Source organism: Serratia sp. JSRIV002, from assembly GCF_019968725.1.
GTDB lineage: Bacteria > Pseudomonadota > Gammaproteobacteria > Enterobacterales > Enterobacteriaceae > Chania > Chania fonticola_B.
Map to the genome: position 1 here is coordinate 2000658 of NZ_CP074143.1, position 24693 is coordinate 2025350.

Genomic DNA, 24693 nt, shown 5'->3' on the forward strand with positions numbered 1-24693 from the left:
TACCGCACGCCCCTCACCCCAACCCTCTCCCACAGGGAGAGGGAGCTGCCCGGAGTAGGTAATTAGCCCGTGCAGCTTCGGAAAGTAGGGAGTAAAAACAAGAAAGGCAAGGTTTTACCCAGGGCAATCAACGAACTCGATCTGTTCCCCCAACCCTCCCACAGAGAGAGGGAGCAGTCCAGAGTACTGGGTTAGTCCGTACTGCTGCGGAACGTGATGAGTAGAGAACGATAGGTATTACGCAGAAGAATCAACGAGCTCGATCGGTCCCCTCTCCCTTTGGGAGAGGGTTAGGGTGAGGGGCCGCATCTTTACCACACACCTCACAACGTGGATCCTTAGGCAGCTTCATCTCGCGAAACTGCATGCTCATCGCATCAAACATCAATAACTTCCCTACCAAAGGCTGGCCATAGTTTGCCAACAGCTTGATGGCTTCCATCGCCTGCAGCGTACCGATAGTGCCGACTAAAGGTGCCATCACACCCGCCTCAACGCAGGTCAGCGCATTTTCGCCAAACAGCCTGCTCAGGCAGCGATAACAAGGTTGTTCCGGCTGATAGGTAAAGACGCTGAGCTGGCCTTCCATGCGGATGGCTGCCCCTGAGACCAGCGGTTTACGCTGTGCATGGCACAGGCGGTTGAGCAGATCGCGGGTCGCCACGTTATCGGTACAGTCCAGCACCACGTCGCAAGCGGCAATCTGCGCCGCCATTTGCTCGTCATCCAGCTGAGTGTCCAGGGTGTCAATACGGATATGAGGATTGATGAAGCCCAGCTCAATGCGGGCAGATTCGACCTTCGCCATACCAATGCGATCATCCCGGTGCAAGATCTGGCGCTGGAGATTGGAGAGGGAAACCGTGTCGAAATCAACCAGCGTCAGATGGCCGACGCCAGCGGCAGCCAAATAAGGCGCCGCCGCACAGCCCAGCCCGCCAAGCCCAACGATCAGCACGTGCGCCGCCTGCAGCTTTTCCTGACCGTCGAAGTCAAAACCCCGTAGTACGATCTGGCGGTTGTAGCGCAGCGCTTGTGCATCGGTTAATTCCGGCAGCATGTTCAGTTCCTTAGCAACGCATTGAAAGGTTCGATCTCCACTGTCTCACCAGCGGCCACCGAGCCGCGTTCGCGTTCCAGCACGATAAAGCAGTTACCCTGGCTGAATGAGCTGAAAACGTGGGAGCCCTGATGGCCGGTGGTGCTCACTTCCAGCTCGCCTTGGGCATTGCTGGTGAAGGTGCCGCGCTGGAAATCGAGGCGGCCCGGCGACTTTTTCAGTGGCGTCAGGGCGCGAGCTTTCAGGCGTGGTGGCAGTTGCCATTCGGTGTGACCGGCCAGTTTGGCCAGCAGCGGTTGCACCAGCTGATAGAAGGTCAAAGCCGCAGAGACCGGGTTGCCAGGCAGGCCACAGAACCAGGCGTTCTGGAGTTTGCCAAAAGCAAAAGGCTTGCCCGGTTTGATGGCCAGCTTCCAGAAGCTGACTTTACCCAGTTCATCCAGCATTTGCTTGGTGTAATCGGATTCACCGACGGAAACGCCGCCGCTGCTGATCACCACGTCGGCCTCGCTATCCGCCTGGATAAAGGCCGCTCGTAATGCTTCCTGATTATCACGAATAATCCCCAGGTCGATCACCGTACAGCCCAGCTGTTCAAGCATCAGGCGTACGGCAAAGCGATTGGTGTCGTAGATCTGTCCGGCTTGCAGCGGCTGGCCGACCGGCTGCAATTCATCACCGGTAGAGAATACCGCCACCTTCAATTTACGCATCACCTGCACATCGGCTACGCCCAATGAGGCCAGTAACGGCAACTGTGCGGCCCCCAGCGTGATCCCGGCGGGCAGCACGCTCGCCCCGCGCAGGATATCTTCACCCGCCAAACGGATATTTTGCCCGGCGGTTACCGGGGCGTTGAAACGCACTCCAGCCTCGGTGACTTCAGCCTGTTCTTGCATGATCACCGCATCCGCACCGGCGGGAATTGGCGCTCCGGTCATGATGCGTACGCAGGTGTTGGCAGGCCAGGCATCCGTAAACGGAGCCCCGGCAAAGGCTTTACCTGCTACCGGTAACGGAGAGTTGCCGTTCAGGTCACTGAGACGTACCGCATAGCCGTCCATCGCCGAGTTGGCGAAGGGCGGGACATCGATAGGGGAGACCACCGGGGTGGCAGTAATGCGCCCGGCTGCGCTGGTCAAGGCGATAGATTCGCTCTGTTGCAGTGGCGCGATCTGGGAGAGCATTTTCTCCAGTGCCTGCTCAAGAGAAATGAGGTCAGAAGTATGACAGTGATCCATAAACAAAACTCCGTAATCGGCGTGCGCGAATTTTTCGGCAAAGTGGGGCTATTATGGCAGATAACGCCGTGGTGGAGAAACCAGGTTAACGCATTGAAATCAATAACAGGAGACAGCCATGCATCAGCACGTACTGGATTTTTGGTTCGAAGAGATCGACCCAGCCATGTGGTTTAAGAAGGACGATGAGTTCGACCGTTTGCTGCACACCCGCTTTGGCCAGCTGTGGCAGGCGGCGTCCCAGGGGGAACTGGCACATTGGCGTGCAACCATCAAAGGCAGACTGGCGGAAATCATCGTGCTCGATCAGTTCAGCCGTAATCTGTTCCGCAACACACCACGCTCCTTTGCTTGTGACGGAATGGCGCTGGTGCTGGCTCAGGAAGCGATCGCCACTGGGCTATGTGAAAACCTGACGGTTGAGCAGCGCGGCTTCCTCTATCTGCCGTTTATGCATTCCGAATCCGCCTTGATCCACCAGCAGGCGTTGGAGTTGTTTCGCGAATTAAATAATGGTGACCAGTTGGAGTTTGAATTACGTCATAAAGCCATAATCGATCGTTTTGGACGTTATCCCCATCGTAACGAGATATTAGGCCGGGAATCTACGTTTGAGGAGCAGGAATTTCTGCAACAACCGGGTTCGGGTTTCTGAATATTTTTCATTGGCGTGTAAGTGGGGAATAGCGGAAAGGGGCATGGGATAACGCTTATTAAACATGAGCCAGACCGGTCTATTTCCTGCTGCCGCCAATAGGCTGGTTAAATCTGTCAGCGATAAATAAAAAACCAGATAACCTACTGTTTTTATACCGTTTAGCTCTTTCTATGCACAAAACAGTCTAAGCAGGCTACGCTTAATGCTTGGCGACCAGTTTGTGCTTTACATCGATTGCCGGGCTAAATATAGTCGAAAAACACGAAATAATAATTCTCTCTCCATTTTCATGCGGTACCTGCTTGAATTGCCGCGGATAGAAACAGGTGTCAGGTCAATGAGCAAACCAGTGATTGCCATTCATGGTGGTGCGGGCGCAATTACCCGTGCGGCATTGAGTGCAGAGAAAGAACAAGATTATATCCGGGCGCTTTCCGACATTGTGGCTGCCGGGCAGGCTATTTTGGCCGCAGGCGGCAGTGCACTGGACGCGGTAACGGAGGCAGTCAGGCTGCTGGAGGAGTGCCCGCTGTTCAACGCAGGCAAGGGCGCGGTATTTACCCACCAGGGTACCCATGAGCTGGATGCCTGCGTGATGGATGGCCGTACCTGTGATGCCGGGGCGGTCGCCGGGGTCAACCGGATACGCAACCCGGTGCTGGCCGCGCGTGCAGTGCTGGAAAACAGCACTCATGTGCTGTTTGGTGGGGAAGGGGCAGAAAGATTTGCCGCCAATCACGGCCTGGAAATGGTCGAGCCCGATTTCTTCTTTACCCAGGAGCGTTTTGACCAACTGCACCGTGCTCAGGCTGAGCAGGGCCGGGTGTTGCTCGATCACGATGGCGCAGCGGCGCTCAGCGGCGACCCACTGGATCCCGATCGCAAATTTGGCACCGTGGGGGCGGTAGCGCTGGATGCTCTGGGCAATCTGGCAGCGGCCACCTCAACCGGCGGCATGACCAACAAGGCGGCAGGGCGCATTGGCGATACGCCGATTATTGGCGCTGGTTGCTATGCCAACAACGCCACGGTAGCGGTCTCCAGCACCGGTACTGGCGAAATCTTTATGCGCACCGTCGCGGCCTACGACGTTTCTGCACTGATTGAATATGCCGGTCTAACCCTGCAACAGGCCTGCGATAAAGTGGTGATGGAAAAGCTGTTGGCGCTGGGTGGCAGCGGCGGGCTGATCGCCATCGATCGTTTTGGCAACGTCGCACTGCCGTTTAACAGTGAAGGAATGTATCGCGGTTTCGGCTACGTCGGCGATGCCCCTTCCGTAGGTATCTACCGCTGAACGCTTGCCGGGAGGGCAAATGACCGATACGGCCATCCAGCCACAGGCAGAACGTGGGCTGATTTTACCGCCCGAGCGTGTACTGGCAGTGAGCGATCTGTGCGTGCAATTTCGTCAAGAAGGCGACGTCATTGAGGCGGTGCGTCATCTGGACTTCGACGTCGACCGTGGCGAAACGCTGGCGATCGTTGGAGAGTCCGGCTCCGGCAAGTCGGTCACCTCACTGGCGTTGATGCGTCTGGTAGAGCAGGGTGGCGGTGAGTTGACCAGCGGCACAATGCAATTTCGCCGGCGTAACGGCCAGGTGCTCGATCTGGCCAAGGCGAAACAGAGCACCCTGCGAACCTTGCGCGGCGCCGATATGGCGATGATTTTTCAAGAGCCGATGACCTCGCTCAACCCGGTGTTTCCGGTGGGGGAGCAGATCGCCGAATCTTTGCGTCTGCATCAGGGGATGGATCACCGCAGCGCCAAACGTGAAGCGCTGCGTATGCTCGATCTGGTGCGCATTCCCGAGGCCAAAAACGTCCTTGGCCGCTATCCGCATCAACTGTCTGGCGGGATGCGCCAGCGGGTGATGATTGCCATGGCGCTGTCGTGTAAACCGGCGCTGCTGATTGCCGATGAACCTACCACCGCGCTGGACGTCACCATTCAGGCGCAAATCCTGCAACTGATCCGCGTGTTGCAGCAGGAAATGCAGATGGGGGTGATCTTCATTACCCACGATATGGGCGTGGTGGCGGAGATTGCCGATCGGGTTCTGGTGATGCATCAAGGCGAAAAAGTGGAACAGGGGGCTGTGCGGGCGTTGTTCGCCGCTCCTCAGCAGCCTTACACTCAAGCTTTGTTGGCTGCCGTGCCACAGCTGGGTGCGATGGCAGATAAAGACTTCCCGGCAAAATTTCCGTTGGCTGGCGTTGACGATAACGACCAGCCGCAAGACACCATACCCGCAGGAGCTGCGCCGATCCTGCAGGTAGAAAATCTGGTTACGCGCTTCGATCTGCGCAGCGGTATTCTCAACCGCGTCACGCGCCGTGTGCATGCGGTGGAAAATATCAGCTTCGATCTCTATCCCGGTGAAACGCTGGGGTTGGTCGGCGAATCCGGCTGTGGTAAATCCACCACTGGCCGCTCACTGTTAAAGCTGGTAGACAGCCAACGCGGCACCATTACCTTCAACGGTCAACAGATCAACCGCTTGAAAGGCTCCGCCTTACAGCATTTACGCCGTGATATTCAGTTTATCTTTCAAGACCCTTACGCTTCCCTGGATCCACGGCTCACCGTTGGTTTCTCCATCATGGAGCCGTTGCTGGTGCACAATGTCGCTCGTGGGGCGGAGGCAGAAAAAAGGGTCGCCTGGCTATTGGAGCGGGTAGGGCTGAAGCCGGAACATGCGCGGCGTTATCCGCATGAGTTCTCCGGTGGCCAACGCCAGCGTATCTGCATTGCCCGCGCGCTGGCACTCAATCCGAAAGTGGTAATTGCCGATGAGGCGGTCTCCGCGCTGGACGTGTCGATTCAGGCGCAAATTGTCAATCTGCTGCTCGATTTACAGCGTGAATTGGGCATCGCATTTCTGTTTATTTCCCACGATATGGCAGTAGTGGAACGCGTCTGCCATCGCGTCGCGGTGATGTACCTGGGCCAGATTGTGGAGATCGGCCCACGCCGTGCGGTGTTCGAAAACCCGCAGCACGCCTATACCCGTAAGCTGATGGCCGCCGTGCCGGTGGCCGATCCAACCCATGCGCATAAACGCCAGCCGTTGCTGGTGGATGAAATACCCAGCCCGATCCGTGGGCTGCACGATGAACCCGTTACCGCACCTTTAGTGCAGGTAGGGCCAGGGCACTTTGTGGCCCGCCACCCTATCGCCGGTGCTTTTTAGCCTTGCCTCAGGAGAGTTAAGCAATATGACTAAGCACACATTCAAGCGTAATGTTTTGGCCGCCGTACTGCTGGCTGCCGCTGCTGGCCCGGCTTGGGCTGCCAAGGATGCGGTGATTGCCGTAGCGTCCAACTTCACCACGCTCGACCCGTACGATGCCAACGACACCTTGTCGCAGGCGGTCGCCAAATCCTTCTATCAGGGGCTGTTTGGCTTTGATAAGGATATGAAGCTGGTGAACGTATTGGCGGACAGTTATGACGTCAGCAAAGACGGTCTGACCTACACCATCAAACTGCAGCCGGGGGTGAAATTCCACGACGGCAGCGCATTCAATGCCGAAGCGGTCAAGGTTAACCTGGATCGTGCCAGTAACCCGGATAATCGCCTGAAACGCTATAACCTGTTCAAGATGATCGATAAGACCGAAGTGGTCGATCCCACCACGGTCAAGATCGTGCTGAAAGCGCCATTCTCGGCGTTTATCAACAATCTGGCGCACCCGGCGGCGGCGATGATTTCCCCGGCGGCCCTCAAGCAGTATGGCAAGGAGATTGGTTTCCATCCGGTGGGCACCGGCCCTTACCAGTTCGAAACCTGGAACCAGACCGACTATGTGAAAGTGAAGAAATTCGACGGCTACTGGAAAGCGGGCTTACCGAAGCTGGACAGCATCACCTGGCGGCCGGTAGTGGATAACAACACCCGTGCGGCAATGCTGCAAACCGGCGAAGCGACCTTTGCCTTCCCAATCCCTTATGAGCAAGCCAAGGTGCTGGAGAAAAACAGCAAGCTGGATCTGGTGGCCGCGCCGTCGATCCTGCAACGCTACATCAGCATGAACGTGACGCAGAAACCGTTCGATAACCCGAAGGTGCGCCAGGCGCTGAACTATGCGATCAACAAGGACGCGCTGATTAAGGTCGCGTTCTCCGGCTTTGCCGTTCCGGCGCAAGGCCCGGTGCCTCCGGCCATTGATTTTGCCACCCTCTACAACGCTTGGCCATACGATCCGGCCAAGGCGCGTGAGCTGCTGAAAGAAGCGGGCTATCCGAACGGGTTTACTACCACGTTGTGGTCATCCCATAACCACAGTACCGCGCAGAAAGTGTTGCAGTTTGCTCAGCAGCAGCTGGCGCAGGTTGGGGTTAAAGTCACCGTCACCGCGATGGATGCGGGCCAGCGTGCGGCGCAGGTAGAGAGCGTCGGCGTGAAGGATACCGGTGTGCGCATGTTCTATACCGGCTGGTCTGCCTCAACTGGGGAAGCCGACTGGGCGCTGACGCCGCTGTTCGCCACCCAATCCGCACCGCCTAAGCAGTTCAACACTGCGTTCTACAGCAACCCGCAGGTGGACAAGGATCTGGCCGAAGCGTTGGCCACCACCGATCGTGCCCAGAAGCAGGCGCTATACAAAGATGCCCAAGATCGCATTTGGGCCGATGCGCCATGGATTTTCCTGGTGACCGAGCGCCTGCTGTCTGCCAACAACAAACAGCTGAGCGGTTTCTACGTGATGCCGGACACCTCGTTCAACTTTGATAACGCGGATTTGAAATAAGGGCTGAGCGCCGCCCTTTCCCTGACGGGAAGGGCGGTGTGAGGGGGATTTATGCGCAATGCTTAATTATTTTCTAAAACGTCTGCTGGGCCTGATCCCGACGCTGCTGATCGTGGCCGTGCTGGTGTTCTTGTTTGTCCATATGCTGCCGGGCGATCCGGCGCGGTTGGCCGCGGGGCCGGAGGCCGACGAAGCCGTCGTCCAGTTGGTGCGCCAGGATCTGGGGCTGGACAAGCCGTTGCCACAGCAGTTTGTGCATTTCTTTGTCAATATTTTGCAGGGCGATTTCGGCACGTCGATGGTGTCCAAACGCCCGGTCAGTGAAGAGATCGCTTCGCGCTTTATGCCAACCTTCTGGCTGACCATCGCCAGCATGGTGTGGGCGGTGATTTTTGGCATGGCGATCGGCATGATTTCCGCCGTATGGCGCAACCGCTGGCCGGACCGGTTGGGGATGACGCTGGCCGTTTCGGGCATCTCTTTCCCGGCCTTTGCGTTGGGGATGCTGCTGATGCAGGTGTTCTCGGTCAATCTCGGTTGGTTGCCGACGGTTGGAGCGGATACCTGGCAGCATTACATCCTGCCTTCAATCACGCTGGGCGCTGCGGTAGCGGCGGTGATGGCACGCTTCACCCGCGCCTCGTTCGTTGAGGTGATGCAGGAAGATTACATGCGCACCGCCCGTGCCAAGGGCGTGCCGGAGTCACTGGTGGTCGTCAAACACGGGCTACGCAACGCCATGATCCCGGTGATCACCATGATGGGCCTACAGTTTGGTTTCCTGTTGGGTGGCTCGATCGTGGTCGAGAAGGTGTTTAACTGGCCGGGGTTGGGGCGCTTGCTGGTGGATTCGGTAGAAATGCGCGATTACCCGGTGATCCAGGCCGAAGTGCTGCTGTTCTCGCTGGAGTTTATTCTGATTAATCTGTTGGTGGATATGCTGTATGCGGCAATCAACCCTTCGATTCGTTACCAATAGGCAGGCCGTATGATGAAATATTGGCGACGTAATGCCGCGCTCAAGGCAATGCCGGTGATTAATCCCAACGCGGTGCGTACGCCTTGGCATGAGTTCTGGCGGCGCTTTCGTCGCCAGCAGGTCGCAATGGTGGCTGGCGTGTTTGTGTTGCTGCTGGTGGCCGCTGCGCTGCTGGCACCGCATCTGGTGCCTTTTGATGCGGAAAACTTCTTTGATTACGATCGGCTCAATGAAGGGCCTTCGTTGGTGCACTGGCTCGGGGTGGATTCGCTGGGCCGGGATATTTTCAGCCGTATTCTGATGGGCGCGCGGATCTCTTTGGCCGCCGGGGTGTTCTCGGTGCTGGTTGGCAGCGTGATTGGCACGGTGCTCGGGCTCTTGGCGGGCTATTACGAAGGCTGGTGGGATCGCATCGTGATGCGTATCAGTGACGTGCTGTTTGCCTTCCCCGGTATTCTGCTGGCGATTGGCGTGGTGGCGATCATGGGCAGTGGCATGGCGAACGTGATTGTTGCCGTGGCCATCTTCAGCATTCCGGCGTTTGCGCGCCTGGTGCGTGGCAATACTCTGGTGCTGAAGCATCTGACCTACATTGAATCGGCGCGCAGCATTGGCGCTTCGGACTGGACCATCATCCTGCGGCATATCTTGCCGGGCACCATCTCGTCGATCGTGGTCTATTTCACCATGCGTATCGGTACTTCAATCATTACCGCTGCCAGCCTGTCGTTCTTGGGATTGGGGGCGCAGCCGCCAACGCCGGAATGGGGAGCGATGCTTAATGAAGCGCGGGCGGATATGGTGATTGCTCCGCATGTGGCGATCTTCCCCAGCCTGGCAATCTTTTTTACCGTGCTGGCCTTTAACCTGTTGGGCGATGGGCTACGTGATGCATTGGATCCGAAGCTGAAGGGATGACCCCTCACCCCAACCCTCTCCCACAGGGAGAGGGAGCTGAAAGTCCCTGCTCTTTTGGAAGTTAAAGAAGCTATCTCAGCAAATTCGATCACTCCTTCATCCAAGGTGCGTCACTGCATTTTCAAACTCACTCGATCGGTCCCCTCTCCCTTGAGGGAGAGGGTTAGGGTGAGGGGGATATCGACTATTTAAACAGATGCTCGGCATGAAAACGCAGATGATCTTCGATAAAGGTAGCGATGGTGAAGTAGCTGTGGTCGTAACCTGGCTGAATGCGCAGGGTTAACGGCCAGTCACGCTGGCGTGCCAACTCCGCCAGCTTGGCCGGTTGCAGCTGATCTGCCAGAAATTGATCCCCATCTCCCTGATCGATCAACATCGGCAGCGGTTCCGCTCCGCTGGCCAGCAAATGGCAACTGTCATATTGCAGCCACTGCGTTTCGTCATCCCCCAGATAGGCAGCAAAGGCTTTACGACCCCAAGGCACCTGACAAGGGTTGACGATCGGCGCAAAGGCCGATGCCGAACGAAAACGCTGCGGGTTACGCATTGCCATCATTAACGCACCATGGCCGCCCATCGAGTGGCCCGCAATGGATTGCCGATCGCTGACGCTGAAATGCTGCCTAATCAGCGCAGGCAGCTCATCGCTGATGTAATCATACATGCGAAAGTGTTGATCCCAAGGTGCCTGAGTGGCATTGAGGTAAAACCCCGCCCCCTGGCCCAGATCGTAACCTTCGTCATTTGGCACCTCATCGCCGCGCGGGCTGGTATCCGCCATCACCAGCACCAACCCTAATTCTGCGGCAACGCGCTGGGCACCGGCCTTCAACGTGAAGTTTTCATCATTGCAGGTCAGACCCGACAGCCAATACAGCACCGGCGGCGGGTTATCGTCGCGCGGTGGTGGCAGATAGATACTGAACGTCATGTTGCAATTCAGGCTCTGCGCCGCGTGACGGTAACGTTGTTGCCAACCACCGAACATGCGGTGCTCTTCGAGAAGTTCTAATGACATCGTCATCCTCTGCCTCCTGGCTTATTTATCGAAATGGATCACGGAACGGATCGATTTGCCTTCATGCATCAGATCGAACGCTTCGTTGATCTGCTCCAGCCCCATGGTATGAGTGATAAAGTCGTTCAGTGCGAATTCGCCGTCCAGATAACGCTGCACGATCCCCGGCAGTTGGCTGCGGCCTTTCACGCCACCAAAGGCAGAACCGCGCCAGACGCGGCCAGTCACCAGTTGGAACGGACGGGTCGCGATCTCTTCACCGGCGCCGGCAACGCCGATAATGACCGACTCACCCCAGCCCTTGTGGCAGCACTCCAGCGCCGAACGCATCACGTTGACGTTGCCGATACATTCAAAGGAGAAGTCGACGCCGCCGTCGGTCAGTTCGACGATCACGTCCTGGATAGGTTTATCGTAATCTTTTGGATTGATCAGATCGGTCGCGCCCAGCTTGCGAGCCAGATCGAACTTGCTGGTGTTGAGATCGATGCCAATGATGCGGCTGGCACCGGCCATCTGAGCGCCGATAATCGCCGACAGCCCGATGCCGCCCAGGCCGAAGATAGCCACGGTATCGCCAGCCTTGACCTTGGCGGTGTTGATCACCGCACCCATGCCGGTGGTGACGCCACAGCCAAGCAGACAGACTTCTTCCAACGGTGCTTCTTTGCTGATTTTTGCCAGTGAGATTTCGGGTACTACGGTGCGTTCAGCAAAGGTGGAGGTGCCCATGTAGTGGAAAATCGGCTTGCCGTCTTTAAAGAAGCGGGTGGTGCCGTCTGGCATCAGACCCTTGCCCTGGGTGGCGCGGATGGCCTGACACAGGTTGGTTTTGCCGGATTTACAGAATTTGCACTCGCCGCATTCTGGGGTGTACAGCGGGATCACGTGGTCGCCGACGGCAACGCTGGTCACGCCTTCGCCGATCGCTTCGACTATACCACCGCCCTCGTGGCCCAAAATCGCCGGGAACACGCCTTCCGGATCCTTGCCTGACAGGGTATAGGCATCGGTATGGCAAACGCCGGTGGCGACGATGCGCACCAGTACTTCACCTTTCTGTGGCGGCATCAGATCGACTTCTTCAATCTTCAGCGGCTGGTTAGGTCCCCAAGCTACGGCAGCACGGGTTTTGATAAATTCCATGATTCTCTCCTCATTAAATTCTAGTGGTGCAGATTTTGGCTACTCTGTCAGGAGGATGGACTCGGCATCCACCTCCGAACTTTCAGCCTGTTCTATAATCAGTTGTTTTAACGCGCGGACGTTTGGCCCAAACGCATCACGCCGCCATAACAGCCAGGTGGCGGTTTCGGCAATGTCGGCAGGGAGTGCATGAACTTTGACCCGCTTGTAGCCGGGCAGCAGATTGAGCACCGAATACGGGATCATCGCCAGCCCGGCACCGCTGGCCACGCAGGCCAGCATGGAGTGATAAGACTGGATCTCCATGATGGTGCCTGGCAATGAACCGTCACGCTTGAACCAGGACTCCAGGCGCAAGCGATAAGAGCAGCTGGCGCGGAAGGCAAACAGGGTTTCCCCTTTGACATCCTGGGCGCTGTGAATGGGCGGATGGTCCAGGCAGGTGATCACCACCATGCGTTCGGGGAAAGCAACGCAACCGTTCAGTTCATCATGTTGCAACGGGCCATCTACCAGGGCGGCAGCCAAGGTACCAGCGCGTACACGCTCGATGATTTCTCCTGAGGTGCCGGTAGCCAGCGAAAGGGAAACCTGCGGGAATCGCTGATGATAAGCTGCCAGCAAGGTAGGTAGCCGGGTGGCGGCGGTGCTTTCCATCGAGCCAAGCGCAAAGTTACCGGCCGGTTCCCCGGCATGGGTGATGCTCATGGCTTCTTCACTGAGCGCCAGAATGCGATGGGCGTAGCAGAGAAAATTATGGCCCATCGGCGAGAGGCGCAGGCGCTGCTTTTCACGGATAAACAGATCGGTGCCCAGTTCCTGCTCGAGCTGACGCAGGCGCGTGGTCAGGTTTGACGGCACGCGGTGCAATTGCTCGGCGGCACGGGCGACGGAGCCGGTTTCGGCCACGCAGCAGAACATGCGCAGTTGGGTGAGATCCATAACCTTCTCTTTTCGTGATGAACTTGATGAGTATTATTCAGTTTTTGTGAGTGTAATACTGCGGCATGCTAGCCGCAACTTTCTTTTAACAGGTTGGATACAGCGATGGCGCTAAAAATAGCCTTGAGTGGTTTTATTGCTTTGATCGTGGCGATGGGGATTGGCCGGTTTGCCTTTACCCCGCAGGTGCCGTTGATGATTGCTGAGCACCAGTTCACCCTGACCGGGGCCGGGCTGGTGGCGGCGTTGAACTACCTGGGCTACCTGTGCGGTGCCTATGATGCGATGCGTGCCAGCCGCCATGTGGAGCGCCGTCTGTGGCTTGGCGTGTGGGGAGCAGTGGCGCTGACGCTGCTGTCTGCCTTGGTGTCGGGCGAGTGGCTGCATGGTGCAGTGCGCTTTGCGATTGGTTGGGCCAGCGGTTGGTCGATGGTGTTGGTGGCGGCTTGGACTAACGAGCGGTTGGCGCATTATGGCCGTCCCGCGTTAAGTGCTGCGGTCTTTGCCGGGCCTGGGGCCGGGATATTCATCAGCGGCATGCTGGCGGTGGCGATCAACAGCTGGGGCTTGAGCGCTTCGCAGGCCTGGCTGGTGTATAGCGCATTGGCGTTCGTGTTAATTGCCGCGATCAGCATTAACTTGCCAAGGGCAGGGGAGTTGCATCGCCCCGATGTGAAGCCTGAACCGTTAGTGCTCACCCCGGCATTGAAGCGTTTGGTGTGGAGCTACAGCCTGGCGGGCTTTGGCTATATCCTGCCTGCGACCTTCCTGTCACAGATGGCGGCGGCCCGTTTCCCTGATAGCCTGTTCGCCCAGTTTGTCTGGCCGATTTTTGGCGGTGCGGCGGTGCTGGGGATTATCATCGGGATTGCAACCCGTCATCGGCTCACCACGCAGACCCGCCTGGCAATCACGCTGTGGGTACAGGCACTGGGCGTACTTTGTGCCGAAGTGGTGCCGGGCGTTACCGGCCTGGCATTAGGGGCCATGCTAACCGGCGGTGGGTTCCTCAGTGTAGTCCAGCTATCTATCCAGCACGGTAGGGAGTTGGCTCCGAATCACGCACGCTATATGGCCGGGCTGTTGACCACGGGTTATGCCATCGGTCAGTTGGTGGGCCCGATGCTCTCGGCGGTTTCAACGGCGCTGACGCATCGCCTGGAACCCGCGCTGTATGTAGCGGTGCTGGGGCTGCTGATCGCCGGTGTGCTCGTGATCAATACCCCGGCGCGGGCCACGGCCAGCAAGCCAACGTTATCTTGAGTAAAATACATACAAAAAATGTGGGATAGCCGCAGCCAGCCTGCTACGGGCTGGATGCGGATTTTTCATACCAGGATGAAACACAATCACTGGATAAACGTCTCACTCTCATCTAGAGTGGGGGAAAATATTGATCGGGTTCACGTTATCTATCCGTCGTCTTTCAAGCTGCAGTTAGCTCTTTCCCTGGATTTGTAGGGGCGCTGTATACTGCTCCTCATCACTCGGGGCGAGTAACCAACAGCCGATAACAACGCTGCAATTTGAAAGACCACGGGGATATTGCCGGGGCCGCCTGCTGGAGATACATCGCCATGACATCGTTAAGTAATGAAGCTGCACTGGTGCACGCGGCGCTTGAAGCGCGTGGCCTGGAAACCCCGCTATGTGGGGAAGTGTTGGATCGTGAGACGCGCAAGCGCCGTATCAAAGAGCACATGACGGAAATCATGCAGCTGTTGAACCTCGATCTGTCCGACGACAGCCTGGCAGAAACGCCACACCGTATTGCGAAAATGTATGTCGATGAGATCTTCTCCGGCCTGGATTACGCCAACTTCCCGAAGATCACCGTCATCGAAAACAAGATGAAAGTGGACGAAATGGTGACGGTGCGTGATATTACCTTGACCAGCACCTGCGAACATCACTTTGTCACCATCGATGGTAAAGCCACCGTGGCGTATATTCCCAAAGACTCGGTGATTGGCCTGTCGAAAATCAACCGCATCGTGCAGTTCTTTGCCCGTCGCCCACAGGTACAGGAGCGGCTGACTCAGCAGATCCTGGTGGCGTTGCAAACGCTGTTAGGCACCAACAACGTGGCGGTATCGATCGATGCGGTACATTACTGCGTCAAGGCTCGCGGTATTCGTGACGCTACCAGTGCTACCACCACCACGTCGCTGGGTGGGTTGTTCAAGTCCAGCCAGAATACGCGCCAGGAGTTCCTGCGTGCGGTGCGTCACCATCACGGTTGATGGCTGAGCTATGACGATGAAGGCGCCTGTGGGCGCCTTTTTACTGATAGAAATACAGCGGAAGAACATGAACGCTAACGAAACTCCCCGGCTACCACGCATTGCTACGCTGGACTGCGTACGCGGTATCGCCATCCTTGGCATTCTGCTGCTGAATATCAGCGCGTTTGGCCTGCCGAAAGCCGCCTATCTCAACCCCGCCTATCTGGGTATGCCCTCCACACGCGATGTCTGGACCTGGGCACTGTTGGATCTGTTCGCTCAGGTCAAGTTCCTGGCCATGTTCGCGCTGCTGTTTGGTGCCGGTCTGCAACTGCTTTTACGGCGGGGCAAAGTCTGGATCCGTGCCCGGTTATCCTGGCTGGTCCTGATTGGCTTGGGGCACGCCATTTTCTTATGGGATGGGGACATCCTGCTGGCCTACGGGCTGATCGGCCTGGTGTGCTGGAGGATGATCCGCGACGCGCAGAATACCTTCACCCTGTTGAAAACAGGGGCGGTGTTGTATCTGATCGGCGTGGCGGTGTTGTTGCTGCTAGGGTTTATCTCTCACGGTGAGCCGGGCAGTTTCTGGCAGCCGAGCGTGGCCGAATTGCAGTATGAGAAGTTCTGGAAGCTGCAAGGCGGACCGGAAGCCTGGCGCAGCCGTCTGGATCTGCTCTCTTCCAGCCTGATAGCCATCGGTGCGCAGTATGGCTGGCAACTGGCCGGGCTGATGCTGTTTGGTGCAGGCATGATGCGCAGCGGTTGGCTGCGTAACAGCTATTCGCCTGCTTATTACCGCCGTCAGGCCGCCTGGCTGATACCGCTTTCATTGCTGATCCAGTTGCCCGGTGTGCTGCTGCAGTGGCAGCTGAATTGGGATTATCGCTGGAGTGGCTTTTTGCTGCAGGTGCCGCGTGAGTTGGGCTCGCCGCTGCAGGCTATTGGCTACCTGGCTCTGGTCTACGGTTTTTGGCCAACGCTTTCCCGTCTGCGTATCAGCCACTGGTTAACCCAGGTTGGGCGGATGGCGCTAAGTAATTATCTGCTACAAACCCTGATTTGCAGCACGCTGTTCTTTCATTTTGGCCTCTATCAACAGCTCGACCGTTTGCAGCTATTGGCGGTCGTTCCCTTGGTGTGGCTGGCTAACCTGCTGTTTTCCACACTGTGGCTGCGGTACTTCGCGCAGGGCCCGATGGAATGGCTATGGCGCAAGCTGACTTCCCTTGCTGCGGGCGAAAGTCTACGTCAGCCGACAAAATGAGATCTGGCGCAGGTAGGTTAAAAAATTGTATGTAAACGTTTTCTTTCCTGTGACGTAATTCACGCTGAGGAGGATGACAAACGGGGTAGGATAGCGCCACTGTCTACTCTGTCGACCTCGGGACGTTTCATGAATTCTGTGCATTCAACCACCATTCGCGATGTGGCGAAGCGTGCGGGTGTGTCCGTCGCTACCGTCTCGCGAGTGCTGAACAACAGTGCCCTGACCAGCAAAGAGACCCGCGAACAGGTGCTGAAGGCGGTGGCGGAACTGGGTTATCGGCCAAACGCCAACGCGCAGGCATTGGCTACCCAGAGCAGTGAAACGTTGGGCGTGGTGGTGATGGATGTCTCCGATCCGTTCTTCGGCGCGTTAGTGAAAGCGGTAGACACGGTGGCGCAGCAAAACCACAAATACCTGCTGATCGGCAACAGTTACCATCAGGCGGACAAAGAGCGCCATGCCATCGAGGTGTTGATCCGTCAACGCTGCAATGCCTTGATTGTTCATGCAAAAGCGTTAGGTGACGCGGAACTGATCGCCTTTATGGATCAGATCCCGGGCATGGTGTTAATTAACAGAATTGTAACGGGCTATGAGCACCGCTGCGTTGGCCTGAACAATGTGTTTGGCGCAGAAGTTGCCATGCGCTTGCTGTTCTCGCAGGGGCATCAGCGGATCGGTTATCTGGGCTCCGATCACCCCATCGAAGACGGCCCGCTGCGCCAGCAAGGCTATAGCCAGGCGATGGCCGCGGCAGGTTTTTCCCCACCGGATAGCTGGCGTGCCTATGGTTCACCGGACCTGCAGGGGGGTGAGGCAGCGATGGTTGAACTGCTGGGTCGCAACCTGCACCTGAGCGCCGTATTCGCCTATAACGACGCCATGGCAGCCGGTGCGATGGCGGTACTGAAAGAAAACGGTATCACAGTGCCGCAGCATTTCTCGCTGGTGGGGTTTGATGATATCCCCATTGCCCGCTATACCAGCCCCAAGCTGACCACCATCCGTTATCCGATCGTTTCAATGGCCACCCTGGCTACCGAGCTGGCGCTGAAGGGCGCTGCCGGGCAGCTTGAACCTCAGGCTTCACACCTGTTTATGCCGACGCTGGTACGCCGCCATTCTGTAGCGCCGTGGCAAAGTGAGGCTTCGGTCACTCTCTGAACATTTAATAGTGTGTAACCGTTTTCAATCTGTGAGAAAATTCACAGATTATTAACATAGTGCCGTCTATGCTCTAGTCGTTTTCCAGCGCAAAGGCTCTTGCCAGCCAAGCTTTTAATCTGGCGCTGACACAGCATCACAGGAATAACAAGCAACACGGATGACAGGAATTCTTTTGAAACTGCCACGCCCAACTGTGTGCATTGTGGCTAAAGGCTTAATACCGAGTACGACCCTCTACAAACCGGAGACAGACAATGAATAAGAAGGTTTTCACCCTGGCCGCGCTGGCCGCAAGCATGATGTTTGGCGCAGCTGCGCATGCTGATACCCGCATTGGCGTCACGATTTATAAATATGACGACAACTTTATGTCGGTGGTGCGTAAGGCGATCGAGAAAGATGCCAAGGCCTCTCCGGATGTCACGCTGCTGATGAATGACTCACAGAATGACCAGTCCAAGCAGAATGACCAGATCGACGTACTGATTGCCAAAGGCGTAAAAGCGCTGGCGATCAACCTGGTGGACCCTGCCGCCGCTCCGGTGGTGATTGACAAGGCACGTGCCAACGATATCCCGGTGGTGTTCTACAACAAAGAACCTTCCCGCAAGGCGTTGGATAGCTACGACAAAGCCTATTACGTTGGTACCGACTCTAAAGAGTCTGGCGTGATCCAGGGCGAGCTGATTGCCAAACACTGGAAAGCCAACCCAGCCTGGGATCTGAACAAAGACGGTCAGATCCAATATGTGCTGTTGAAAGGTGAACCAGGCCACCCGGACGCAGAAGCGCGTACCACCTACGTGATCAAAACGCTGAATGAAAAAGGCGATAAGACTCAGCAACTGCAGATGGACACCGCGATGTGGGATACCGCTCAGGCTAAAGACAAGATGGACGCCTGGCTGTCTGGCCCTAACGCCAACAAGATCGAAGTGGTAATCGCTAACAACGATGCGATGGCCATGGGTGCGGTTGAAGCCTTGAAAGCTCATAACAAGAGCAGCATTCCGGTGTTTGGTGTCGATGCCCTGCCAGAAGCACTGGCAATGGTGAAGTCCGGGGCGATGGCCGGTACCGTGCTGAACGATGCCGACAATCAGGCGAAGGCGACCTTCGATCTGGCGAAGAACCTGGCCGCGGGCAAACCTGCTGCTGACGGCACCCAATGGAAGATCGTCGATAAAATTGTACGTATTCCTTACGTGGGTGTAGATAAAGATAACCTGTCTCAGTTTGTGAAATAAACCGAGATAGAGAGAAATGCCCCCGCCGGAATTTAGGCGGGGGAACTTATTAGAAGAACCCGTTAATTCTCCACTGCTGCAAGCCAGCTTGGGAGAGTGCTGGTTCCAGAATTAGCCAGGACTATTTATGGCCGAAAACTCTCGTGAGTGGCTACTGGAAATGACGGATATCAGTAAGTCGTTTCCCGGCGTAAAGGCATTAGACAAAGTGAATTTACGCGTACGTCCAAACTCCATTCATGCACTAATGGGGGAGAACGGCGCCGGAAAATCCACCTTATTAAAATGTCTGTTTGGCATTTATAATAAAGACTCCGGCAGTATTCTGTTTCAGGGGCAGGAAGTCGATTTCAAAAGTTCCAAAGAGGCGTTGGAGCAGGGCGTTTCGATGGTACATCAGGAACTGAACCTGGTATTGCAACGTACCGTGATGGACAACATGTGGCTGGGGCGCTATCCCACCAAAGGGCTGTTTGTCGATCAGGACAAGATGTACAAAGACACCAAGGAAATTTTCGACGAACTGGATATTGATATCGATCCCCGAGCCAAAGTCGGCACGCTGTCGGTATCCCAGATGCAGATGATCGAAATTGCCAAGGCGTTCTCCTACAACGCTAAAATTGTGATTATGGATGAGCCAACCTCTTCTCTGACCGAGAAAGAGGTGAATCATCTGTTCACCATTATCCGTAAGCTGAAAGAACGTGGCTGCGGCATCGTGTATATCTCGCACAAGATGGAAGAGATCTTCCAGCTATGCGATGAAATCACCATTCTGCGCGACGGCCAATGGATCGCCACCCAGCCGCTGGAAGGGCTGGATATGGACAAGATTATCTCAATGATGGTTGGGCGTTCGCTGAGCCAGCGTTTCCCCGATCGTCAGAATACGCCGGGTGAGGTGATTTTAGAGGTGAAAGGCCTGACCTCTTTGCGCCAGCCTTCGATCCGCGATATCTCCTTTGATCTGCATCAGGGAGAGATCCTGGGCATTGCCGGGCTGGTGGGCGCCAAGCGCACCGACATTGTGGAAACCCTGTTTGGCATCCGCGAAAAGGTGGCCGGCACCATCAAGCTGCACGGTAAAAATATCAACAATAACAGTGCTAACGAAGCCATCAACCACGGTTTTGCCCTGGTGACGGAAGAGCGTCGTTCCACCGGTATTTATGCTTACCTGAATATTGGCTTTAACTCGTTGATTGCCAATATTCGCCAATACAAAAACAAGATGGGCCTGCTGGATAATAACCGGATGAAAAGCGACACCCAATGGGTGATCGATGCCATGCGGGTGAAAACGCCGGGCCACCATACCAATATCGGTTCGCTTTCCGGCGGTAATCAGCAAAAGGTGATCATTGGCCGCTGGCTACTGACACAGCCGGAAATCCTGATGATGGATGAGCCAACGCGCGGTATCGACGTGGGGGCCAAGTTTGAAATTTACCAGTTAATGACCGAATTGGCGAAGAAGGGCAAGGGGATCATTATAATCTCTTCCGAAATGCCGGAGCTTTTGGGAATTACCGACAGAATATTGGTGATGAGTAATGGTCAGGTTGCGGGCATTGTGAATACCAAACAGACCTCGCAAAATGAAATATTGCGGCTAGCCTCCTTGCATCTTTAAGGATCGTAATTATGAGCGCACTGAATAAAAAAACCTTGTTCACCTATTTTAAAGAAGGTGGCATTTATCTGGTCCTGTTGGTGTTACTGGCGATTATTATTATCCAGGACCCCACCTTTTTAAGCCTGATGAACCTGAGTAATATCCTGACCCAATCCTCGGTGCGTATTATCATTGCGCTGGGCGTGGCCGGGCTGATCGTCACGCAGGGGACAGACCTTTCCGCAGGGCGTCAGGTAGGGTTGGCAGCGGTAATTGCCGCGACCCTGCTGCAATCGATGGATAACGTCAACAAAGTGTTCCCGCATATGGAAACCTGGTCGATCCCGCTGGTGATCTTGCTGGTTTGCGCCGTGGGCGCGGTGATTGGCCTGGTCAACGGCTTGATTATCGCCTATCTCAACGTGACGCCGTTTATCACTACGTTGGGCACCATGATCATCGTGTATGGGATTAACTCCCTGTATTACGATTACGTGGGGGCTTCACCGGTGGCCGGTTTCGATCCGAAATTCTCCACCTTTGCCCAAGGGTTCTTGCGATTCGGTGACTTCAAGCTGTCCTATATCACCTTCTACGCCATTATTGCGATCGCCTTTGTCTGGGTGCTGTGGAATAAAACCCGCTTTGGCAAGAATATCTTCGCCATCGGTGGTAACCCGGAAGCGGCGAAAGTCTCTGGCGTCAACGTTCCGCTGAACCTGATCATGATTTATGCGCTGTCCGGGGTGTTCTACGCCTTTGGCGGTTTACTGGAGGCAGGCCGTATCGGTAGCGCCACCAACAACCTCGGCTTTATGTATGAACTGGATGCTATCGCGGCCTGTGTGGTCGGTGGGGTGTCGTTCGCCGGTGGGGTAGGTACGGTGCTGGGCGTGGTGACCGGGGTGATCATCTTTACCGTCATCAACTACGGCCTGACCTATATCGGCGTGAACCCTTACTGGCAGTACATCATCAAGGGTAGCATTATCATCTTTGCGGTAGCGCTGGACTCCCTGAAGTACGCCAAGAAAAAATAAGTCTGTTTTGTGTTTTACGTTAACGGCCAGCATCTGCTGGCCGTTTTTTAACTGCGCGGGTTAAATCAAAAAATAAAACGATAATATCGACGTTTTTAGTCAACAGTGGCTACTTTATTGATATTAAAATTTTTTAACGAATGAGATGGTAAACGCCGTCAATTTCATCAGAAATCCTGAATCCGGCGGCCTTCGCGGATTTCAAAGAGGCAACATTAGATACTTTAATCTCTGCATAAAGTTTGTCCTTAGTCTCATGGCAGACTTTACAAACAATTGCTTTTGCTAAGCCTAAACCGCGGTGTTCAGGAGATACTGTCCATGATAATTCGACCAAACCGTTGTCAAGTTCATCTTTCCGGACAGTACCGACAGCAACACCACCAAGCTCAACAATTAATATTTTCCTGTGTTTATTGTTAAGACTATCTTTTAACCATTTAACATGGCTAGATAAAGTGAGTAGACCCATATTATGGCTCGATACTCTTGTTGTTTCATCATTTCTCCAGTCTAGTAGTAACTGTGCATCTTCTAATGTTGCTTCGCGGAATACTAGGTTCATTACTAAGCCTCTCACAATATTTTTACTGTAGGATACATGAAACAATTCTGGCGTCACAAATTTTGTACAAACAGTCGGCAACAGGGTGGTGAAGTATTAGAGCAAACCTAAGGAGTCTTTACCTTCACCTGAGCCTTAAGCTTTTCTGCCGCCAGCTTGTGTTCCAGCTCCACCAACTGCTCCGGCGACACCGCCGGGTAACCCGGTGCATCTTCCGGCACCTTGTGCATCGCAGATATCGGGATTAATGGGCCAAGGAAGCGGGGCTCACGCTTGAGGATATACAGATCGGTCAGGGCACCCAGGCGGGCAAAGATCTCACGCACACGCACCGTCATCATATTTTTTGGCGAAGGTACCGCATAGCATTGCGCCTGGATACCCATATGCAGGGCGATAAATAGGGCGCGCTCGCAGTGGAATCGCTGGGTGATGATGATGAAGTCGTTGGTATCGAACACCTTGCGCGTACGGACGATGGAGTCGAGGGTACGGAAACCGGCATAGTCGAGCACGATATCGCTAGGCGCAACGCCAGCGGCCAGCAGGTCGCGGCGCATGGTCATCGGTTCGTTGTAGCTTTGCTGGGCATTATCGCCGCTCAGTAGCAGGTACTTCACCTTGCCGCTGTTATAGGCGTTGATCGCCCCTTGAATACGGTAGCGGTAATATTGGTTAAGCACTCCGGTACGGTAATATTTGGAGGTGCCAAGCACCACCCCCACCTGACGGTGTGGTAGCGTTTGCATTTCTTCGTAAATATAAGGCGCGGTTTTCCAGCTTATCCAGCGATCGAGCGCGATAGCCGACAGCATCAGCACCGAAATGATGATGAACAGGCTAATTATCAGGCGTTTCCACATGTTGATGCCTTGCGCGAACGAGGGCTAAAGTAAGACTCAAGGCTACTTTACCTGCCCGGCAGACGCAAGCAATGAGCCGTTTACCGCAGGTGTTACGCTGCATTTTTCAGCAAAATCTGGTCTTGGCGTGATAACCGGGCCTGACTAACAGGCCCGGTGAGGAACTTAGAACGAGGTACGCTTGTAGATACGATACTGCGGACGCCAGAAGTTATGCTCGATGGCTTTAGACAACGCCTCTTCCGACGTCACTACAGCTACACCCTGCAACTGAGCAGCTTTGCCCACTTCCATCGCGATGCATTTGGATACGCCTTGAATATCATCGATATTCGGCAGTAGTGCGCCGTGGCCGTCGGTAGCCAGCGGAGAACAGTCGGCCAGGGCTCGGCTGGCGGCCATCAGCATGGCATCGGTGACCCGTTTTGCCCCAGCAGCCAATACGCCAAGGCCAATCCCTGGGAAGATATAGGAGTTGTTGCACTGGGCAATCGGGAACAGCTGGTCTTTATAGGTTACCGGTGAGAACGGGCTACCAGTGGCGACCAGTGCAGCACCGTCGGTCCAGTTGATGATATCTTCTGGCCGGGCTTCCACGCGGGAGGTTGGGTTGGACAGCGGCATCACGATCGGACGCGGGCAATGCTTGTGCATCTCACGGATCAGTTCTTCGGTAAACAGCCCCGGCTGGCCAGAGACGCCGATCAGCACGGTCGGCTTGGCGTTGCGCACTACTTCCAGCAGGGAGATCGCATCGCTTTCCACCTGCCATTGATCCAGATTGGCACTTTTCTGCACCAGCTTGCTCTGGAAATCGAGCAGGTTCGGCAGCTTATCCGTCAGCAGGCCAAAACGGTCAACCATAAACACGCGAGAGCGGGCTTCTTCTTCGCTCAGCCCTTCGGATTTCATCTGGGCGATGATCTGTTCGGCAATCCCACAGCCTGCGGAACCTGCCCCCAGGAAGGCGACGGTTTGATCGCGCAGTTGGCTGCCAGCGGCACGGCTGGCGGCGATCAGGCTGCCCAGCGTCACGGCGGCGGTGCCTTGAATATCGTCGTTAAAGCAGCACAGCTCATCACGATAACGATTAAGCAGCGGCGTGGCGTTATTCTGGGCAAAATCTTCAAACTGCAACAGCACGTTCGGCCAACGACGTTTCACCGCCTGGATGAACTCTTCCACAAAGGCGTGATATTCGTCTCCCGAAATACGTGGATGACGCCACCCCATATAGAGCGGATCGTTCAGGCGCTGCGGGTTGTTGGTGCCCACGTCCAGCACCACCGGCAAGGTATAGGCCGGGCTGATGCCGCCACAGGCGGTGTACAGAGAGAGCTTACCGATTGGAATACCCATGCCCCCGATGCCCTGGTCGCCCAGGCCAAGGATGCGTTCCCCGTCGGTGACCACAATCACCTTAACGTTCTGCTTGGTGGCGTTTTGCAGCATATCGTCGATGCGATCGCGGTTCGGGTAGGAGATAAACAGCCCACGTGCGCGGCGATAGATGTCAGAGAAATGCTCGCAGGCTTCGCCCACGGTTGGCGTATAGATGATGGGCATCATCTCGCTCAGGTGCGAATCCAGCAGGCGATAGAACAGCGTTTCGTTGGTGTCCTGGATATTGCGCAGGTAGATGTGCTTGTCGTTATCGTTCTTGAAATCCTGATACTGACGGTAAGCACGTTCCACCTGTTCTTCGATGGTTTCTATCGCTTCCGGCAGCAGGCCGTGCAGGTTGAAGTTACTGCGTTCTTCTTCGGAAAAGGCGCTGCCTTTGTTCAGCAACGGGAATTCCAACAGAATGGGGCCAGCGTAGGGGATGTAGAGAGGGCGTTTGCTTTCGTATTCCAGTTCCATCAGTTTCTACTCTTTGCCTAGGGTAAGCTTTATTACTGCCGATCCTAAGATATCGGCAAAATATGTACAGCATTTGTTAGTAAATAATGAGGAATTGTCGCTTGTTGCTGGTTTT

21 protein-coding genes are annotated in these 24693 nt (G+C 55.5%); 13 read left to right on the forward strand and 8 right to left on the reverse strand.

Translation table 11 applies throughout. The features are described from left to right. Positions 1–250: 250 nt before the first annotated feature. Positions 251–1060, reverse strand: coding sequence for a molybdopterin-synthase adenylyltransferase MoeB (gene moeB / locus KGP26_RS09345; protein ID WP_223665316.1), 810 nt, complete (start codon positions 1058–1060; stop codon positions 251–253). 2 nt (positions 1061–1062) lie between these two features. After that, positions 1063–2301 (reverse strand): molybdopterin molybdotransferase MoeA, encoded by a 1239-nt coding sequence (gene moeA / locus KGP26_RS09350; RefSeq protein ID WP_223665317.1) that lies wholly within the window; start codon positions 2299–2301, stop codon positions 1063–1065. Between the two features lie 118 nt (positions 2302–2419). Between moeA and KGP26_RS09355 the strand changes: the two genes are divergently transcribed. From KGP26_RS09355 to gsiD, 6 genes are all read left to right on the forward strand, one after another. Then, entirely contained in the window at positions 2420–2956 is a 537-nt protein-coding gene (locus KGP26_RS09355) for a DUF924 family protein (RefSeq protein ID WP_209524067.1), read from the forward strand. Between the two features lie 340 nt (positions 2957–3296). After that, entirely contained in the window at positions 3297–4256 is a 960-nt protein-coding gene (locus KGP26_RS09360) for an isoaspartyl peptidase/L-asparaginase family protein (protein WP_223665318.1), read from the forward strand. A 19-nt stretch (positions 4257–4275) separates the two neighbouring features. Beyond that, positions 4276–6153, forward strand: a complete 1878-nt coding sequence (locus KGP26_RS09365) for a dipeptide ABC transporter ATP-binding protein (protein ID WP_094982929.1) — start codon at positions 4276–4278, stop codon at positions 6151–6153. Positions 6154–6178: 25 nt separating this feature from the next. Beyond that, a complete protein-coding gene (gene gsiB / locus KGP26_RS09370; protein ID WP_059200300.1) occupies positions 6179–7714 on the forward strand; it encodes a glutathione ABC transporter substrate-binding protein GsiB in 1536 nt (511 codons plus the stop codon). Positions 7715–7772: 58 nt separating this feature from the next. After that, positions 7773–8693 (forward strand): glutathione ABC transporter permease GsiC, encoded by a 921-nt coding sequence (gene gsiC / locus KGP26_RS09375; protein WP_094982927.1) that lies wholly within the window; start codon positions 7773–7775, stop codon positions 8691–8693. Positions 8694–8705: 12 nt separating this feature from the next. After that, positions 8706–9611 carry a glutathione ABC transporter permease GsiD gene (gene gsiD / locus KGP26_RS09380; RefSeq protein WP_024485755.1) on the forward strand — a complete coding sequence of 302 codons (906 nt, stop codon included), beginning with the start codon at positions 8706–8708 and terminating at the stop codon, positions 9609–9611. Between the two features lie 184 nt (positions 9612–9795). Here gsiD and fghA read toward each other — a convergent pair whose 3' ends face one another. From fghA to KGP26_RS09395, 3 genes are read right to left on the reverse strand one after another with little or no spacing between them, the layout of a single operon-like run. Further along, positions 9796–10638, reverse strand: a complete 843-nt coding sequence (gene fghA / locus KGP26_RS09385; protein ID WP_115159877.1) for an S-formylglutathione hydrolase — start codon at positions 10636–10638, stop codon at positions 9796–9798. 15 nt (positions 10639–10653) lie between these two features. After that, the gene (locus KGP26_RS09390) at positions 10654–11778 is read right to left on the reverse strand and encodes an S-(hydroxymethyl)glutathione dehydrogenase/class III alcohol dehydrogenase (RefSeq protein ID WP_021805067.1); all 1125 of its coding nucleotides are present in this window, start codon (positions 11776–11778) and stop codon (positions 10654–10656) included. A gap of 39 nt (positions 11779–11817) precedes the next feature. Then, positions 11818–12720 carry a LysR family transcriptional regulator gene (locus KGP26_RS09395; protein WP_021805066.1) on the reverse strand — a complete coding sequence of 301 codons (903 nt, stop codon included), beginning with the start codon at positions 12718–12720 and terminating at the stop codon, positions 11818–11820. Between the two features lie 105 nt (positions 12721–12825). On the opposite strand from KGP26_RS09395, the gene KGP26_RS09400 reads away from it, so the two are divergent. From KGP26_RS09400 to mglC, 7 genes are all read left to right on the forward strand, one after another. After that, the gene (locus KGP26_RS09400) at positions 12826–13983 is read left to right on the forward strand and encodes a YbfB/YjiJ family MFS transporter (protein ID WP_223665319.1); all 1158 of its coding nucleotides are present in this window, start codon (positions 12826–12828) and stop codon (positions 13981–13983) included. 314 nt (positions 13984–14297) lie between these two features. Further along, positions 14298–14963, forward strand: a complete 666-nt coding sequence (gene folE / locus KGP26_RS09405) for a GTP cyclohydrolase I FolE (protein ID WP_021180574.1) — start codon at positions 14298–14300, stop codon at positions 14961–14963. A 67-nt stretch (positions 14964–15030) separates the two neighbouring features. Then, positions 15031–16212, forward strand: a complete 1182-nt coding sequence (gene yeiB / locus KGP26_RS09410; protein WP_094983263.1) for a DUF418 domain-containing protein YeiB — start codon at positions 15031–15033, stop codon at positions 16210–16212. A 129-nt stretch (positions 16213–16341) separates the two neighbouring features. After that, positions 16342–17379, forward strand: coding sequence for an HTH-type transcriptional regulator GalS (gene galS, locus KGP26_RS09415; protein WP_223665320.1), 1038 nt, complete (start codon positions 16342–16344; stop codon positions 17377–17379). Between the two features lie 257 nt (positions 17380–17636). Continuing rightward, positions 17637–18629, forward strand: coding sequence for a galactose/glucose ABC transporter substrate-binding protein MglB (gene mglB, locus KGP26_RS09420; protein WP_021180577.1), 993 nt, complete (start codon positions 17637–17639; stop codon positions 18627–18629). Positions 18630–18756: 127 nt separating this feature from the next. Further along, complete coding sequence (gene mglA, locus KGP26_RS09425) at positions 18757–20265, forward strand: galactose/methyl galactoside ABC transporter ATP-binding protein MglA (RefSeq protein ID WP_094983262.1); 1509 nt, start codon at positions 18757–18759, stop codon at positions 20263–20265. A gap of 11 nt (positions 20266–20276) precedes the next feature. Continuing rightward, a complete protein-coding gene (mglC, locus tag KGP26_RS09430) occupies positions 20277–21287 on the forward strand; it encodes a galactose/methyl galactoside ABC transporter permease MglC (protein ID WP_021805061.1) in 1011 nt (336 codons plus the stop codon). A 133-nt stretch (positions 21288–21420) separates the two neighbouring features. On the opposite strand, the gene KGP26_RS09435 is transcribed toward mglC, so the two are convergent. From KGP26_RS09435 to KGP26_RS09445, 3 genes are all read right to left on the reverse strand, one after another. Further along, on the reverse strand, positions 21421–21852 hold the full coding sequence (locus tag KGP26_RS09435) for a GNAT family N-acetyltransferase (protein ID WP_218519612.1): 432 nt from the start codon (positions 21850–21852) through the stop codon (positions 21421–21423). A 107-nt stretch (positions 21853–21959) separates the two neighbouring features. Continuing rightward, positions 21960–22715, reverse strand: coding sequence for an outer membrane permeability protein SanA (gene sanA / locus KGP26_RS09440; RefSeq protein WP_223665321.1), 756 nt, complete (start codon positions 22713–22715; stop codon positions 21960–21962). Between the two features lie 165 nt (positions 22716–22880). Continuing rightward, positions 22881–24578 (reverse strand): NAD-dependent malic enzyme, encoded by a 1698-nt coding sequence (locus KGP26_RS09445; RefSeq protein ID WP_021805059.1) that lies wholly within the window; start codon positions 24576–24578, stop codon positions 22881–22883. Positions 24579–24693 lie beyond the last annotated feature (115 nt).